The 14087-nt window shown below is 63.0% G+C and carries 17 protein-coding genes; 13 read left to right on the top strand and 4 right to left on the bottom strand.

The genetic code is table 11. The features are described 5' to 3' along the window. Window positions 1-2: 2 nt before the first annotated feature. Together C4J92_RS02510 and C4J92_RS02505 are read right to left on the bottom strand one after the other, a co-directional pair. Entirely contained in the window at window positions 3-404 is a 402-nt protein-coding gene (locus tag C4J92_RS02510; protein ID WP_034125602.1) for a type II toxin-antitoxin system HigA family antitoxin, read from the bottom strand. Then, the gene (locus tag C4J92_RS02505; protein WP_124369336.1) at window positions 401-697 is read right to left on the bottom strand and encodes a type II toxin-antitoxin system HigB family toxin; all 297 of its coding nucleotides are present in this window, start codon (window positions 695-697) and stop codon (window positions 401-403) included. Before C4J92_RS02505 ends, C4J92_RS02510 begins: the two co-directional genes overlap by 4 nt. A gap of 223 nt (window positions 698-920) precedes the next feature. Here C4J92_RS02505 and trxC point away from each other — a divergent pair, with 223 nt between their 5' ends. Continuing rightward, the gene (trxC, locus tag C4J92_RS02500) at window positions 921-1355 is read left to right on the top strand and encodes a thioredoxin TrxC (RefSeq protein ID WP_124402846.1); all 435 of its coding nucleotides are present in this window, start codon (window positions 921-923) and stop codon (window positions 1353-1355) included. 129 nt (window positions 1356-1484) lie between these two features. On the opposite strand, the gene C4J92_RS02495 is transcribed toward trxC, so the two are convergent. Both C4J92_RS02495 and C4J92_RS02485 read right to left on the bottom strand, forming a co-directional pair. Then, complete coding sequence (locus C4J92_RS02495) at window positions 1485-1706, bottom strand: DUF6124 family protein (protein WP_124402845.1); 222 nt, start codon at window positions 1704-1706, stop codon at window positions 1485-1487. Window positions 1707-2176: 470 nt separating this feature from the next. Beyond that, a complete protein-coding gene (locus tag C4J92_RS02485) occupies window positions 2177-2947 on the bottom strand; it encodes a ParA family protein (protein ID WP_124402843.1) in 771 nt (256 codons plus the stop codon). A 315-nt stretch (window positions 2948-3262) separates the two neighbouring features. Here C4J92_RS02485 and C4J92_RS02480 point away from each other — a divergent pair, with 315 nt between their 5' ends. The 12 genes from C4J92_RS02480 to C4J92_RS02425 are packed head-to-tail and all read left to right on the top strand — an operon-like array spanning window position 3263 to window position 14080. Continuing rightward, the gene (locus tag C4J92_RS02480; RefSeq protein WP_124402842.1) at window positions 3263-3982 is read left to right on the top strand and encodes a beta-ketoacyl synthase chain length factor; all 720 of its coding nucleotides are present in this window, start codon (window positions 3263-3265) and stop codon (window positions 3980-3982) included. Beyond that, a complete protein-coding gene (locus C4J92_RS02475; protein ID WP_124402841.1) occupies window positions 3958-4770 on the top strand; it encodes a 1-acyl-sn-glycerol-3-phosphate acyltransferase in 813 nt (270 codons plus the stop codon). The genes C4J92_RS02480 and C4J92_RS02475 overlap by 25 nt, the downstream gene beginning before the upstream one ends. After that, complete coding sequence (locus tag C4J92_RS02470) at window positions 4748-5023, top strand: phosphopantetheine-binding protein (RefSeq protein ID WP_124360945.1); 276 nt, start codon at window positions 4748-4750, stop codon at window positions 5021-5023. The genes C4J92_RS02475 and C4J92_RS02470 overlap by 23 nt, the downstream gene beginning before the upstream one ends. Before the next feature lie 9 nt (window positions 5024-5032). After that, a complete protein-coding gene (locus C4J92_RS02465; RefSeq protein WP_003209389.1) occupies window positions 5033-5287 on the top strand; it encodes an acyl carrier protein in 255 nt (84 codons plus the stop codon). After that, the gene (locus tag C4J92_RS02460; protein WP_124402840.1) at window positions 5284-5829 is read left to right on the top strand and encodes a hypothetical protein; all 546 of its coding nucleotides are present in this window, start codon (window positions 5284-5286) and stop codon (window positions 5827-5829) included. Before C4J92_RS02465 ends, C4J92_RS02460 begins: the two co-directional genes overlap by 4 nt. Then, entirely contained in the window at window positions 5826-7496 is a 1671-nt protein-coding gene (locus C4J92_RS02455; RefSeq protein WP_124402839.1) for an acyl-CoA synthetase family protein, read from the top strand. Before C4J92_RS02460 ends, C4J92_RS02455 begins: the two co-directional genes overlap by 4 nt. Continuing rightward, entirely contained in the window at window positions 7489-8223 is a 735-nt protein-coding gene (locus C4J92_RS02450; RefSeq protein WP_124369328.1) for a glycosyltransferase family 2 protein, read from the top strand. Before C4J92_RS02455 ends, C4J92_RS02450 begins: the two co-directional genes overlap by 8 nt. Further along, window positions 8220-9155, top strand: coding sequence for a glycosyl transferase (locus tag C4J92_RS02445; protein WP_124402838.1), 936 nt, complete (start codon window positions 8220-8222; stop codon window positions 9153-9155). The genes C4J92_RS02450 and C4J92_RS02445 overlap by 4 nt, the downstream gene beginning before the upstream one ends. After that, a complete protein-coding gene (hutH, locus tag C4J92_RS02440) occupies window positions 9139-10680 on the top strand; it encodes a histidine ammonia-lyase (protein ID WP_124402837.1) in 1542 nt (513 codons plus the stop codon). Before C4J92_RS02445 ends, hutH begins: the two co-directional genes overlap by 17 nt. Then, window positions 10673-11098, top strand: a complete 426-nt coding sequence (locus C4J92_RS02435; protein ID WP_124402836.1) for a thioesterase family protein — start codon at window positions 10673-10675, stop codon at window positions 11096-11098. Before hutH ends, C4J92_RS02435 begins: the two co-directional genes overlap by 8 nt. Window positions 11099-11127: 29 nt before the next feature. Next, a complete protein-coding gene (locus C4J92_RS02430; protein WP_124402835.1) occupies window positions 11128-11778 on the top strand; it encodes an outer membrane lipoprotein carrier protein LolA in 651 nt (216 codons plus the stop codon). Continuing rightward, the gene (locus tag C4J92_RS02425; RefSeq protein WP_124402834.1) at window positions 11762-14080 is read left to right on the top strand and encodes an MMPL family transporter; all 2319 of its coding nucleotides are present in this window, start codon (window positions 11762-11764) and stop codon (window positions 14078-14080) included. Before C4J92_RS02430 ends, C4J92_RS02425 begins: the two co-directional genes overlap by 17 nt. Window positions 14081-14087 lie beyond the last annotated feature (7 nt).

Raw genomic sequence — 14087 nt, 5'->3', positions numbered from 1 at the left:
GCTTAGATAAAGGTCTCCACAGACACCCCGAAACGCTCGGCCAGCCAACGAATCTGGCGCACGTTGAGCTGGCGTTTCCCGCTCAATATTTCCGAGACGACTGATTGCGCCCCAACCCCCGGAAGGTCGCTCTGAGTGAGATTGTGCTCGCGCATCATGTAGCGCAGCACATCGACACCGCTGGCCACTGGCATTGGACGATGTTCACGGTCGTAGGCTTCGATCCAGTCGCTCAGAATGTCGACCAGGCTCATCAGCGGGCTGTCCTCATCTTCACCCACCAGGCTCAATAGTTCATCCAAACCGCACACCAGTGCGTCGTAGTCTGCCTCGTTTTCCGGCTTGCGCAGCACAGGCGAAACGAACTGCCAGTGCTCTGCCGCCACTCGCATAAGTGCGCTCATCTGATTTTTTCCTTCCATTTGTCCTTCTCATAATCGCGATGGTCAAGCAGGTGCTTGATGTAAACGCGCTGCATTCGATACTGCACCGATGCAATCAACCTCAGCTTGTTACCGCCAATATCAAACACATGAAATTCACCTACCTTGTCCGTGGCAGGAAACATGGTTTTCATTGCGGCGAAGTCCTTGGGGGCGTTGCGTTTGATCACGCGATACCACTGATCCAACGCTGTTGCCGAGCGCGGCCATTTTCCCTTTGCTTCCCAGATCCTGCTTTCACTGATGACTCGCATGCAACGTCCTTATCGCATCTTGCTATGGAGGTTAAACCTGAATTCGAACTATCGCAATTTGCTATAGCCGCAAACAGACCGGTGGCGCACACCAGGAAGCCTAGACAGACGACTCACCGCAGCGCGGGTAAAACTGTGAGCGAATGAGACTCTGCACCCAGCCTTGATAAATCTCCGCTCCAGCACCACATACAACCTATTGGCCAGTCCCCAGGAGCCTCCGATGTCCGAACCTCTCGTAATCCCTTGTCCACATTGCAACGGCCTCAACCGCATCCCCGGCGAACGCCTGGGCGATGCGCCGAAATGTGGGCGCTGCAAGCAGCCTGTGTTGTTGAGCAAACCCTTTGAATTGAAACAAGGCGACTACGCCAGCCAGATCAAGGGCGATCTGCCGTTGCTGGTGGATGTGTGGGCGGATTGGTGCGGGCCGTGCAAGTCGTTTGCGCCGGTGTTCGAGCAGGCGGCCGGGCAGTTGGAAGGCAAGTGCCGGCTGGCCAAGTTGGACAGCGAGGCCAATCAGCAGTTGTCGGCGCAGCTGGGGATTCGCTCGATTCCCAGTTTGATTCTGTTCAAGAATGGCCGCGAAGTAGCGCGCCAGAGTGGGGCGTTTCCGTTGCCACAGTTGATGAGTTGGTTGCGCAGCCAAGGCGTGTAACCGGCCCATCAGAACTACACCAAACCATGTGGGAGGGGGCTTGCCCCCGATAGCAGTGGATCAGTTGCCAAGTTCAGGACTGACACACCGCCATCGGGAGCAAGCCCCCTCCCACATTTTGACCGCGTTTTAGCCTTGGGTCAGCGGGGCTTGGCGGTCCATCATTTGGCTGACCAGCATGACGCCAAGCTCACTCAATTGATGGATAGCCAAGGCCACATCGCGGTGTTCACCGGTAAGGTCGTTGGATAGATTGAGCAATAAGGTGCGGACTGAGGCGAAGGTTTCGTAGCTGTTGAGCACGAGGGTTTCGGTGGGCAGGTTGGGTGTAACGGTATAGAGGTTAACCATGAATCGTCTCCGGGTAGAAGCCGCAACCAACCCGCTACTAAACGGAGGGTGGCAGCTGTACGCAGGTTAGTAGACCGGGGAGACTCAACCGGCGCGCCCGAAAGCGCCCTCCGTACAGCCACCATCAAATTCAGGAGAGTCCTGACCGACGATTTACCGTACGTCTCACCACGGGCTACTAAACCCGATCACTGAACATTCAGCGACCGGCAAACCTTAGAGATGCCCATCCAGACGCACAAGCCGGCGGATTCTGGCGTAGCTGTAGGCAAGGTTACAAGGCCCAACCCCTTGCGCCAGACCCTTCCTACAGATCATGTGGGAAAAATCCAAATCCCCCTGCTCGATCGCTATCCAAATGTGGGAGGGGGCTTGCTCCCGATAGCGGTGGGTCAGTGACACTTAAGTGCCTGACACACCGCCATCGGGAGCAAGCCCCCTCCCACATTGGCTCTGTGTAGTGTTTGAGATCAGGCGCTTTCCAGCAGGTTATGCAGTTCCACAAACTGCAGCGTCAGCTTATGCCGTGGGTCCAGATGAATCAGCGGCTTGCTCTCCTGGTGCGACTCGCGCATGCGCACGGAGCTGGCCAGGTACACCGGCAATACCGGCAAGCCTTCGGCAATCAGTTCATTGAGGATCTGCTGCGGCAGGCTCGCCCGGGCCTGGAACTGGTTGACCACAATGCCTTCGACTTCCAGGCCTTCGTTGTGGTCTTCCTTCAATTCTTCGATTTCAGCCAACAGGCCATACAAGGCCTGGCGCGAGAAGCTGTCGCAATCAAAGGGAATGAGCACACGATCAGCGGCAATCAGCGCCGACACCGCATAGAAATTCAACGCCGGCGGCGTATCCAGGTAAATACGGTCGTAATCCTCGCTCAACTCGTCCAACAGCTTTCGCAGCTTATTGATCTTGTGCTTGGCCTCGAGCTTGGGCTGCAGGTCTGCCAGTTCCGGAGTGGCGGTGATGACGTGCAGGTTATCGAACGGCGTTTCGTAGATATCTACCTTGTTTTTCTTCGAAAACGGCCCGGAAGACAGGGTTTGCTTGAAAAAGTCGGCGATCCCCATGGGGATGTCGTTGCCGGTCAGCCCCGTAAGGTACTGGGTGGAGTTGGCCTGTGCATCGAGGTCCACCAACAGGGTTCGATAACCTTCGCTGGCGCTGACCGCCGCCAGGTTGCAGGCGATGCTGGACTTGCCCACGCCGCCTTTCTGATTGAACACCACGCGCCGCATGGGAAAACCTCCGTGTATCAATGAATGACCGAGTGTAGAGCGCAAAAGCGCCGGTTAGCTACCTCGTTCATCCATACGCTGTGTCTGGCCCACAAATGAATGGGAACGCTCCGACAATCCAGTTCGGCCCTCTATCGCGCACAATTTGTGAATCCGTCCAATTTATTTGTGATCCGTCGTGAACAAATTTTTACCAATATTTGCTAGAAGCCCACGGCACCGGGATAATGCGCGCCATTCGGCCATTGCCCTCTGTCCCGGAATCCGGGGCCATTGGCCGCACATGGAAGCCCGCAGGGGCGGGATAACTTCTCAGTGATCAACTTCAACATCGCCCAATGGCGCGCCTGGGCCCCTGGCCTGGAGCGTGCGGACGACTGGCAGGCCTGGTGCCGGGACCCGGTGTTGCTGCCCGCCAGCGATTCCTCTCCGGATGTGTCATTTTTGCCAGCCATGCAACGCCGACGCTTGAGCCGTCTGGCGCGCATGGCATTCAGTGTGGGCTGGCCGCTGGCCGAAGGCCGTGAAGCGCTGCCGCTGGTGTTTGTCTCGCGCCACGGCGAGACCCCGCGCACCCTCGACATCCTCAGTGACCTGGCCAATGAGCAGCCGCTGTCGCCGACCCAGTTCAGCCTGTCAGTGCACAACGCGGTGATTGGCCTGTGGTCGATCCTGCGCAATGAAACCAGCGAAATGACCGCCCTCGCCGCCGCCGGCGATGGCCTCGAACACGGCCTGCTCGAAGCCGCCGCGTTGCTCAACGAAGGCGCCCCGGCGGTATTGCTGGTGATTACCGAAGAGCAACCGCCCGAGGCGTATGCCAGCTGGATCGCCGACGTGCCCTTCCCCTACGCGCTCGGTCTTTTGCTCACGCCCGGCGACGAGTGGCAACTGGAACTAAACAGCAGCGCGGTCCAACTCACTCAAACCCAGTGGCCCCACGCCCTGAACCTGCTGCGCACCCTGCTGACCGAACAGGGCGCCTGCCAACATGCCTGGAAGAACCGAGTATGGAACTGGCGACGCAAATCCTGACCGACAAACCACGGCAGGCCTATTACTGGCGCCTGTTCGCCACCGCCACCAGCTTCTTTATGTTCGGTGTCGGCGGGCTGTGCCTGCGCTTGCTGGTATTCCCGCTGCTCAGTTGCCTGCCGGGCGACGCCAGGCAGCATCAACGACGCGCACGTCACACCATCAGTTGCCTGTTCTGGTTTTTTATCCGGATGATGAAGTTTCTAGGCATCCTCACCTACAGCGTCGAGGGTGCGGACAAACTCGGCCGCCCCGGCCAGATGATCGTCGCCAACCACCCGTCGCTGATCGACGTCGTGTTCCTGATCGGCCTGATGCGCCAGACCAATTGCGTGGTCAAGCGGAGCCTGTTCCAGAACCCGTTCACCCGTGGCCCGGTGCGCGACGCCGGCTATATCAGCAACGACGGCAGCGCCGACATGCTGGACGCGGCGGCCGACGCCCTGCGCGCCGGCCAGACCCTGATCATCTTTCCCGAGGGCACCCGCACCACGCCAGGCAGCGCGCCTGCCTTTCATCGCGGCGGCGCGGCCATTGCGCTGCGCGGTGCGACAATCATCACCCCGGTGGTGATCAAGGTCAGCCCCACCACCCTGACCAAGGCCGAGCCCTGGTATCGCATTCCCAGATGCCGATTCCACTTCAGTTTGCGCGTGGGTGCCGATATAGAACCACAGGCGTTCGCCGCACTGGGCCCCGCGCCCCAGGCGTCACGCAAGCTCAACGATTACCTGCATCACTATTTCATTAAGGAGCTCGCCGAAGATGAGCGACCAACACCGCCTTAGCCTTGAGCACGACATAAAGACGCTGATCATCGAGGCCCTGGGCCTGGAGGACATCAGTGCCGACGACATCGGCAGCGAGCAGACGCTGTTCGGCGAAGGCCTGGGCCTGGATTCGGTCGACGCCCTGGAACTGGGCCTGGCCATCCAGAAAACGTACGGCATCAAGATCGACGCCGACGCCAAGGACACGCGCAATCACTTCACCAACGTGGCCAGCCTTGCGGCATTCGTCACGGCCAGACAGGCAGCTTGAGACCGGACCATGCAAACTCGTGACGATATTTTCAACACCCTGCGCGACGCCTTGGTGGAACTGTTTGAACTGGAACCTGAACGCGTCACCCTCGATGCCAACCTGTACCAGGACCTGGAAATCGACAGCATCGATGCGGTGGACCTGATCGACCATATCAAGCGCCAGACCGGCAAGAAGATCGCCGCCGAAGAATTCAAGGCAGTGCGCACTGTGAATGACGTGGTTGAGGCGGTGTACCGTCTGGTCCAGCCCGCCGCATGAGCCGGCTGATCGGCCTTGGCCTGTTGCTGGCGGGGCTGCTGTACCCCTTTGCGGTGTATTACGGCACCGAGCATTTTGCGCCATGGCAATTCGGCCTGCTGCTGGGCAGCCTGTGGCTGCTGCGCGCGTTCACTGCGGCACGACGCCCCGGCAGTCGCTGGATGGCGGTGGTGGTGATTGTGTTTTGCCTGGCTTTGGCCTGGTTCGACAACCCGCAGTGGCTACGCTGGTACCCCAGCCTGGTCAGCGCGTTCATGCTGGCACTGTTCGGCCTGAGCCTTAAATACGGGCCGCCGATGGTCGAGCGCCTGGCGCGCATGAGCGACCCGCAGTTGCCGCCGCATGCGATTGTGTATACGCGTCGGGTCACCGTCGTGTGGAGTGTGTTTTTCCTGGGTAATGGCCTGCTCGCCGCCGCCCTCACCCTGTGGGCGCCGCTGAGCTGGTGGACGTTGTACAACGGCTTGATCGCCTACGGGCTGATGGGGCTGTTGTTTGCCGTGGAATGGCTGGTACGACAAAGGGTTCGAGGCCGCGTATGAAAGGTTTGAAACTTGAGCATCTGCTGCTCGAGCCGCAGGAACACCGCCAGGTCGCTATTGAGCCTGCGCTGAATCATGCTCAACTGGTGGAACAATCCCTGCGCCTGGCGGCAGGCCTGCAAGCGCGTGGCATACAACGCCTGGCGGTGCACCTGGAAGACGCGGGCATGCTGGCGATTGCCCTGCTCGGCGCCTGGCGTGCCGGGGTCAGCGTGCTGCTGCCGGCCGACCTGCAACCCCAGACCCGCCAACGCTGGGACGCCGCCGTGGATGCCTGGCTGACGCAGGCGTCGGACCTGCAAGCGCTGTATCACACGCCACTGAGCCCAGCCGCACTCGACCTGGACAGCTGCCAACTGAGCCTGTGCACCTCCGGCTCCAGCGGTGAACCCAAACGCATCGACAAGTCGCTGCGCCAGCTGGCCAATGAGGTCCAGGCGCTGGAAGCGCTGTGGGGCGCCGACCTGAAAGACGCCTGCATCATCGGCAGCGTCGCCACTCAACATATCTACGGATTGCTGTTTCGCGTGCTGTGGCCGCTGTGCGCCGGGCGCCCCTTTGGGCGCAGGCAGCTGGCATTCCCCGAGGACCTGCAGCGCGCCAGTCGCGAGCATCCGCACTTCGCCTGGGTGGCCAGCCCGGCGCTGCTCAAACGCATGGGCGACAACCTCGACTGGCCGGCGCTGAGCCAGGTCTCCCGGGTGTTTTCCTCCGGCGGTGCCTTGCCTGTCGAGGCCGCCGCCAGCCTCTACGACCGCTTGCAGCAATGGCCGACGGAAATCCTCGGCAGCTCGGAAACCGGCGGTATCGCCTGGCGCCAGGGTGCCCAACCGTGGCAGCCGTTTACCGATGTACAACTGAGCCAGGATGCCGACGGTGCCCTGCGCATTGCCTCGCCTTACCTGCCCGAGGGGCATATCGAACAGACCGCCGACGCCGCGCGCATCCATGCCGATGGCCGCTTCGAACTGCTCGGGCGCCTGGACCGCATCGTCAAGCTGGAAGAAAAACGCATCGCCTTGCCGATGCTCGAACAGGCCTTGATGAACCATCCATGGGTCGCCGACACCCGCCTGGGCGTGGTGCAGGAAAACCGCGCCTCACTCGGCGCCCTGGTGGTGCTGAGTGCCGAGGGCTTGCATGCCCTGCGCAACCAGGGCCGGCGCACGCTGACCCAAACCCTGCGCCAGCACCTGAGCCAGCATTGCGAAGCCCTGGCCTTGCCGCGCCGCTGGCGTTTGCTGCGCCAATTGCCGCTCAACAGCCAGGGCAAGCTGCCCCAGGCCGATACCGAGGCGCTGTTGCTGGCGCCGCGCCCCAAGGCGCCGGAGGTGCTGGCGCAGGTCGAAACCGACGGCGAATGGACGTTGCAACTGAGCGTTCCGCCGGACCTGGCCTATTTCAGCGGGCATTTCCCGGTGACGCCGGTGCTGCCGGGGGTGGTGCAGGTGGAATGGGCCTTCAACCTGGGCCAGCAATTGCTCGACCTGCCAGCGACGTTCGCTGGTATGGAAGTGCTCAAGTTCCAGCAACTGGTGCGCCCCGGCGATCACATCGAATTGCACCTGCGCTTTGACCGCGAACGCAGCAAGTTGTACTTCGCCTACCGCAATGGCATCGCCGCCTGCTCCAGTGGCCGGATAGTGCTGGAGGCCGCACATGCATAACCCCTGCGCCCTGATCCCGGTCTACAACCATGAAGCCGCCGTGCCCGCCGTGGTCCACAGCCTGCTGGACAGTGGCCTGCCCTGCCTGCTGGTGGACGACGGCAGCAGCGCGGCCTGCGCGGCGGTGCTGGCCCAGTTGGCGACGCTGGAACACGTCACCCTGCTGACGCTGCCCCGCAACCAGGGCAAGGGCGGCGCGGTCATGGCGGGCTTTCGCGAAGCCGCGCGGCTGGGTTACACCCATGCCCTGCAGGTGGATGCCGACGGCCAACATGACCTGCGCGAAGTCGAGACCTTTATCGACACGTCCCGCCGGCACCCCGACGCCGTCATCTGCGGCTACCCCGAATACGACGACAGCGTGCCCAAAGGCCGCCTCTACGCACGCTACCTGACCCACGTGTGGGTGTGGATCAACACCCTGTCGCTGCAGATTCGCGACTCGATGTGCGGCTTTCGCGTGTACCCGCTGGCCCCCACGCTGGCGCTGATGGACTCGGCCTACATTGGCACACACATGGATTTCGACTCGGACATCCTCGTGCGCCTGGCCTGGCGCAACCAGCCCATGCGCTGGCTGCCGACCCAGGTGCATTACCCCGCCGACGGCCTGTCGCACTTCCGCCTGTTCCGCGACAACCTGCGCATCAGCGCCATGCATACGCGCCTGTTCTTCGGCATGCTGGTACGCGCGCCGGCTATTTTGTGGCGCCGGTGGCAGGCATGAGCGACAGCGGCAAACACTGGGCCGATCGCGAGGAGCGCGGCAGCTTCTGGTTGATGAAACTCACGGCGCTCGCGGCAAAAGTCCTCGGCCGCCGCCTGTTGAGCCCGTTGCTCTACAGCATTGTGTTGTACTTTTTCCTGTTCGGCCGCACCGCGCGCCAGAGCGCCTGGCACTACCAGCAGCGCCTGGCGCAGTGGAGCGGGCGTGACGACCTGCTGCCGAGCCACAGGACGGTCTTTGCCCAGTTCATGGCCTTCGCCGACTCACTGCTCGACAAGCTGGACGTGTGGAACGGCAAGCTGCGCCTGGAACAGATCGACATCAACGACCCGGCGCAATTACGCGGCCAATTGCGAGGCGAGCGCGGGCAGATGCTGGTGGGCGCGCACCTGGGCAACCTGGAAGTGTGCCGCGCCCTGGCGGAAATCGGCGAACGCGTCACCATGAATGTACTGGTGCACACCAAGCATGCCGAGCGTTTCAATCGCCTGCTGGGCGAAGCGGGCGCGACCCATTTGCGCCTGATCCAGGTCAGCGAGCTGGACCCGGCCACCATGCTGCTGCTCAGCCAGCGCCTGGACGACGGCGAATGGCTGGCGATTGCCGGCGACCGCATCCCGCTGCATGGCGGGCGCACGGTGCGCGTGGATTTCCTCGGGCATGCAGCCGCGTTCCCCCAAGGTCCGTGGCTGCTGGCCGGTCTGCTCAAATGCCCGGTCAACCTGCTGATGTGCCTCAAGCACCAGGGCCGCTATCGCCTGACCATCGAGCCCTTCGCCCAATCGATTGAATGGAAGCGCAGCACCCGCGAGCAGGTCATCGCCCTGTGGACCGCGCGCTACGCCGCACGCCTGGGCGAGTTCTGCCTGCAGGCGCCTCAACAGTGGTTCAACTTTTACCCTTTCTGGAAGACCGATGACGACGCCTCTTGAGCCGATCACCTTTGGCGAACGCCCCCTGCGCATCGAAGACGTACTGGCCCTGGCCAACCGTCAGGTGCCTACCTGCTTGCAGAACGATGCCGCGTATCGCCAGCGCATCGCCAAGGGCGCGCAGTTTCTTGACTCGCTGCTGGACAAGGAAGGCGTGATCTACGGCGTGACCACCGGTTACGGCGACTCGTGCGTGGTCGCGGTGCCGTTGCACCATGTCGAAGCGCTGCCGCGTCATCTCTACACCTTCCACGGTTGCGGCCTGGGCAAGTTGCTCGACGCCCAAGCCACCCGCGCCGTGCTGGCGGCGCGCTTGCAGTCGCTGTGCCATGGCGTGTCGGGCGTGCGCGTGGAACTGCTGGAGCGCCTGCAGGATTTCCTCGAACACGATGTGCTGCCGCTGATTCCTGAAGAAGGCTCGGTGGGCGCCAGCGGCGACCTGACGCCGCTGTCGTATGTGGCGGCGACCTTGTCCGGCGAGCGTGAAGTGCTGTTTCGTGGCGAACGGCGCCAAGCCGCCGACGTGCACCGCGAACTCGGCTGGGAGCCGTTGGTACTGCGGCCCAAGGAAGCCCTGGCATTGATGAACGGCACTGCGGTGATGACGGGTATTGCCTGCCTGGCCTTCGCCCGCGCCGACTACCTGCTGCACCTGGCCACGCGCATCACCGCGCTCAATGTGGTAGCGCTGCAAGGCAACCCGGAACACTTCGACGAACGCCTGTTCGCCGCCAAGCCCCACCCCGGGCAGATGCAAGTCGCCGCCTGGCTGCGCCAGGACCTGGCCATCGATGCACCGACTGCTCCGCTGCACCGCCTGCAGGATCGCTACTCGCTGCGCTGTGCGCCCCATGTGCTCGGCGTGCTGGCCGACAGCTTGAATTGGCTGCGCTCGTTTATCGAAATCGAGCTGAACAGCGCCAATGACAACCCGATCATCGATGCCGAAGCCGAACGCGTGCTGCACGGCGGGCACTTCTACGGCGGGCACATCGCCTTCGCCATGGACAGCCTCAAGACCCTGGTGGCCAACGTCGCCGACCTGCTCGACCGCCAACTGGCGCTGCTGGTGGACGTGCGTTACAACCACGGCCTGCCGAGCAACCTGTCGGGCGCGCCGGCCGACCGCGCAATGATCAACCATGGCTTCAAGGCCGTGCAGATCGGCACCAGCGCCTGGACCGCCGAAGCGCTGAAAAACACCATGCCGGCCAGCGTGTTTTCGCGCTCTACCGAGTGCCATAACCAGGACAAAGTGAGCATGGGCACCATCGCCGCCCGCGATGCGATCCGCGTACTGGAGTTGACCGAACAGGTCGCCGCCGCCACCTTGCTCGCCGCCAACCAAGGGGTATGGCTGCGCGCCCAGGCCGACGATGCCCGGCCGTTGCCGCCGGCGCTGGCGGCGATGCATGACGCGCTGGCCAAGGACTTCCCGCCGGTCATTGAAGACCGCGCCCTGGAAGGCGAACTGCGCCTGTGCCTGCAACGCATTGCCGCGCAACACTGGAGGCTGCATGCGTAGTCCCGGCGTATTGCACAGCGACACTGAAATCCTCGTGCCGTTTTTCGATATCGACTCGATGAACGTGGTGTGGCACGGGCATTACGTGAAATACCTGGAAGTGGCGCGCTGCGCGCTGCTGGACAAGATCGGCCACAACTACACCGCGATGCTCGAAGCCGGCTACGCCTGGCCGATCATCGATATGCAGCTGCGCTATGTGCGCGGCGCGACCTTCGGCCAAACCCTCAACGTGCGCGCCAGCCTGGTGGAGTGGGAGAATCGCTTGAAGGTGAATTACCTGATCACCGACCTCGCCAGCGGCGAACGCCTGACCCGCGCCAGCACCGTGCAAGTGGCTGTAGAGATCGCCAGCCGCGAGATGCAACTCGCTTCCCCCAAAATATTCACCGACGCCGTAGAAAGGGCCTTGAAATGAGATCCCATGTGGGAGGGGGCTTGCCCCCGATGGACGTCAACGATAACGCGATCCGCCTGACACTGCGCAGAGCTCTCAGGTTCTTCGCGGGCAAGCCCGCTCCCACACTGATCGCGTTGTTGCTGAGCTTCAGCGCCCACGCCTTCGACCTGCAGCAACTCAGCGATCAACTGGCCAAACCCAGCGTGATCCACGGCAACTTCATCCAGGAAAAACACCTGCGCGCCCTGCCCCAGCCGCTGGTCAGCAAAGGCACCTTCGTGCTGGCCAAGGACCACGGCTTGCTGTGGCTGTTGAAAACCCCGCTGCAACAGGACTACCGCATCAGCGCCCAGGGCATCGCCCGGCGTGACGCCAACGGCTGGCAATTGCTGCCCAACAAGAGCGCCGGCGCCGAGCAGAATCGCCTGTTCCTCGCGGTGCTGCAGGGCGACAGCAGTGGCTTGCAACGTGACTTCGAACTGCAACTGCAAGGGCAAGCCCAGCAATGGAAGCTGACGCTGATCCCGCGTTCGCTGCTGCTCAAGCAGGTGTTCACCCAGATCAATATCGACGGCGGCGCGTTAGTGAATACCATTGAGCTGCTGGAAACCCAGGGCGACAGCACCCTGCTGCGCATGCAGGACAGCAGCGCCGACCAACCTTTGAGCATTGCCGAGCAACATGACTTTGCCCAGTGAGCGCCTGCTGCCGCGCCTGTTCCTGATCCTGCTGGTGGCCGTATTGGCCCTGGCCGGCTGGCAGTGGCGCCAGGGTGCGCCGCTGTCGGCCAACCTGATGGAGCTGGTGCCCGGCAGTACGCCGGACGCCTTGGAGCTGCAAGCCGAGCAGCGCATGCAGGAGCCGCTGAACCGCGAGATGCTGGTGCTGGTGGGGCATGCCGACCGCCAACGAGCGCTGGCCGTGGCGCAGCAACTGGCCGAGCGCTGGCAAGCCAGCGGTCTGTTTGAAAAGGTGCAATGGAACCTGCAAGCCGACTTGCCGGCGCTGCGCGAACAGCTGCTGCGCGGCCGCCTGGCGATGCTGGCGGCCAAGGACCGCGAGCAACTGATCGAACAGCCTGAGGCCTTCATCCAGCAGCGTGTGCAGTCGCTGTTCGACCCCTTCACCGGCTTCAGCCTGGTGCCAAGCCAGGACGACTGGCTGGGCCTGACCGGGCGCGTCCAGAACAGCCAGCCACAACACGGGGCGGTACAGCTGGATATCGGCAGCGGCGCGCTGATCGCCGATGCCGACGGCAAAAGCTGGGTGCTGCTGCGGGCGCGCACCACCGGCAATGCGTTCGATATGAAACTGCCGCTGCAAGTGGCCGATCTGCTCCAGGCCAGCCGCGCCGAGGCAGGCGAGCAAGGTGTGCAACTGCTCGCCGCCAGCGGCTTGCTCTATGCGGCCAATGGGCAGCAGCAAGCCACGCGGGAAATCACCTGGGTCGGCGGCGGCGCAACCGTGGGCATCCTGCTGTTGCTGTTGCTGGCGTTCCGGCGCTGGCGAGTGCTGCTGGCGTTTGTGCCGGTGGTGGTCGGCATGCTGTTTGGCGCCGTGGCTTGTGTGGCGCTGTTCGGCCATATGCATGTGATGACTCTGGTGCTGGGCTCGAGCCTGATTGGCGTGGCGGTGGATTACCCGCTGCACTACCTGTCCAAAAGCTGGAGCCTGCAACCCTGGCGCAGTTGGCCGGCATTGCGCCTGACCCTGCCAGGGCTGAGCCTGAGCCTGGCCACCAGTTGCATCGGCTACCTGGCCCTGGCCTGGACGCCGTTCCCGGCGCTGACGCAAATCGCGGTGTTCTCGGCAGCCGGCCTGGTCGGCGCCTATCTCTCGGCCGTGTGCCTGTTGCCCGCGCTGCTCAGCGGTGTGGAACTGCGCCCGGCGCAATGGCCGCTGCGCATCGCCGAACGCTTGTGGCAATGGCGGGCTGCATTGATCAAGCGCGTACCAGGCTCGGTGCTGCTGGTGTGGGTGCTGTTGTTCTGCGCCGGTGGCCTGTGGCAGTTGAACACTAAAAACGATATCCGCCAGTGGATCGGCGCACCGCCGCAATTGTTGCAGGAGGCCCAGGCCGTGGCGCGCATCACCGGGTTCCAGCCCACCAGCCAGTTCTTCCTGGTGCGCGCCGACACTCAGCAGCAGTTACTCGAACGCCAGGCCGCCCTCGGCCAGCGCCTGGATCAACTGGTGAACATGGACAAGCTGCAGGGTTACCTGGCGCTGAATCAGCTGGTCAACCTGCCCGCCGAGCAGCAGCAACTGCGCGCGGCGCTGGATACACTCGCGCAGCATTGGCAACCGCTGCTGGACCTCGGCGTGCCCGCCGCCGCGCTGCAGGCCGAAGTCGCGCAGTTGCAGGCGCTGCCCACCGAAGACATCGACGCCGCGCTCAAAGGCCCGCTCGCCGAGCCATGGCGTACGCTGTGGCTGGGCGAGGTAGACGGCGGCGTGGCGGCGATGGTCAGCCTGCAAGGCCTGAACAACCCGGCCTTGCTGCGGGTGCAGGCCGTGGACTTGCCCGGCGTGCAACTGGTGGATCGCCTGGGTGACTTGAACCGCGTGTTTGCCGATACCCAAATCAGCGCCGCCGAGTTGAAGTTGCTGTCCTGTGTACTGATCGTGGTGCTGTTGATGCTGCCCTTCGGCTTCATCGGCGCCTTGCGCATCGTCGCGCTGCCGTTGCTGGCGGCGCTGTGCAGCCTGGCCAGCCTTGGTTGGCTGGGCCAGCCGCTGACCCTGTTCAGCCTCTTCGGCCTGCTGCTGGTCACGGCCATCAGCGTCGATTATGCGATCCTGATGCGCGAGCAGATCGGCGGTGCTGCCGTGAGCCTGCTGGGAACCTTACTGGCCGCGCTAACCACTTGGTTATCGTTCGGCCTGCTGGCCGTCTCCAGTACCCCGGCAGTGAGCAATTTCGGCCTGTCGGTCAGCCTCGGCCTGGCATTCAGCTTTATGCTGGCGCCCTGGGCCGGGCAACAGAAACACGCCTTATGAATGTGAT

The organism is Pseudomonas sp. R3-18-08 (assembly GCF_003852065.1).
GTDB lineage: Bacteria > Pseudomonadota > Gammaproteobacteria > Pseudomonadales > Pseudomonadaceae > Aquipseudomonas.
The sequence above is the reverse complement of the archived record's forward strand: the minus strand, read 5'-3'. Positions and strand labels throughout refer to the sequence as shown.

Excerpts from the sequence above, each read along its gene's own strand:
- C4J92_RS02510 (WP_034125602.1), bottom strand. The coding sequence starts at position 404 with ATGAGCGCACTTATGCGAGTGGCGGCAGAGCACTGGCAGTTCGTTTCG.
- C4J92_RS02505 (WP_124369336.1), bottom strand. The coding sequence starts at position 697 with ATGCGAGTCATCAGTGAAAGCAGGATCTGGGAAGCAAAGGGAAAATGG.
- trxC (WP_124402846.1), top strand. The coding sequence starts at position 921 with ATGTCCGAACCTCTCGTAATCCCTTGTCCACATTGCAACGGCCTCAAC.
- C4J92_RS02495 (WP_124402845.1), bottom strand. The coding sequence starts at position 1,706 with ATGGTTAACCTCTATACCGTTACACCCAACCTGCCCACCGAAACCCTC.
- C4J92_RS02485 (WP_124402843.1), bottom strand. The coding sequence starts at position 2,947 with ATGCGGCGCGTGGTGTTCAATCAGAAAGGCGGCGTGGGCAAGTCCAGC.
- C4J92_RS02475 (WP_124402841.1), top strand. The coding sequence starts at position 3,958 with ATGGAACTGGCGACGCAAATCCTGACCGACAAACCACGGCAGGCCTAT.
- C4J92_RS02470 (WP_124360945.1), top strand. The coding sequence starts at position 4,748 with ATGAGCGACCAACACCGCCTTAGCCTTGAGCACGACATAAAGACGCTG.
- C4J92_RS02465 (WP_003209389.1), top strand. The coding sequence starts at position 5,033 with ATGCAAACTCGTGACGATATTTTCAACACCCTGCGCGACGCCTTGGTG.
- C4J92_RS02460 (WP_124402840.1), top strand. The coding sequence starts at position 5,284 with ATGAGCCGGCTGATCGGCCTTGGCCTGTTGCTGGCGGGGCTGCTGTAC.
- C4J92_RS02455 (WP_124402839.1), top strand. The coding sequence starts at position 5,826 with ATGAAAGGTTTGAAACTTGAGCATCTGCTGCTCGAGCCGCAGGAACAC.
- C4J92_RS02450 (WP_124369328.1), top strand. The coding sequence starts at position 7,489 with ATGCATAACCCCTGCGCCCTGATCCCGGTCTACAACCATGAAGCCGCC.
- C4J92_RS02445 (WP_124402838.1), top strand. The coding sequence starts at position 8,220 with ATGAGCGACAGCGGCAAACACTGGGCCGATCGCGAGGAGCGCGGCAGC.
- hutH (WP_124402837.1), top strand. The coding sequence starts at position 9,139 with ATGACGACGCCTCTTGAGCCGATCACCTTTGGCGAACGCCCCCTGCGC.
- C4J92_RS02435 (WP_124402836.1), top strand. The coding sequence starts at position 10,673 with ATGCGTAGTCCCGGCGTATTGCACAGCGACACTGAAATCCTCGTGCCG.
- C4J92_RS02430 (WP_124402835.1), top strand. The coding sequence starts at position 11,128 with ATGGACGTCAACGATAACGCGATCCGCCTGACACTGCGCAGAGCTCTC.
- C4J92_RS02425 (WP_124402834.1), top strand. The coding sequence starts at position 11,762 with ATGACTTTGCCCAGTGAGCGCCTGCTGCCGCGCCTGTTCCTGATCCTG.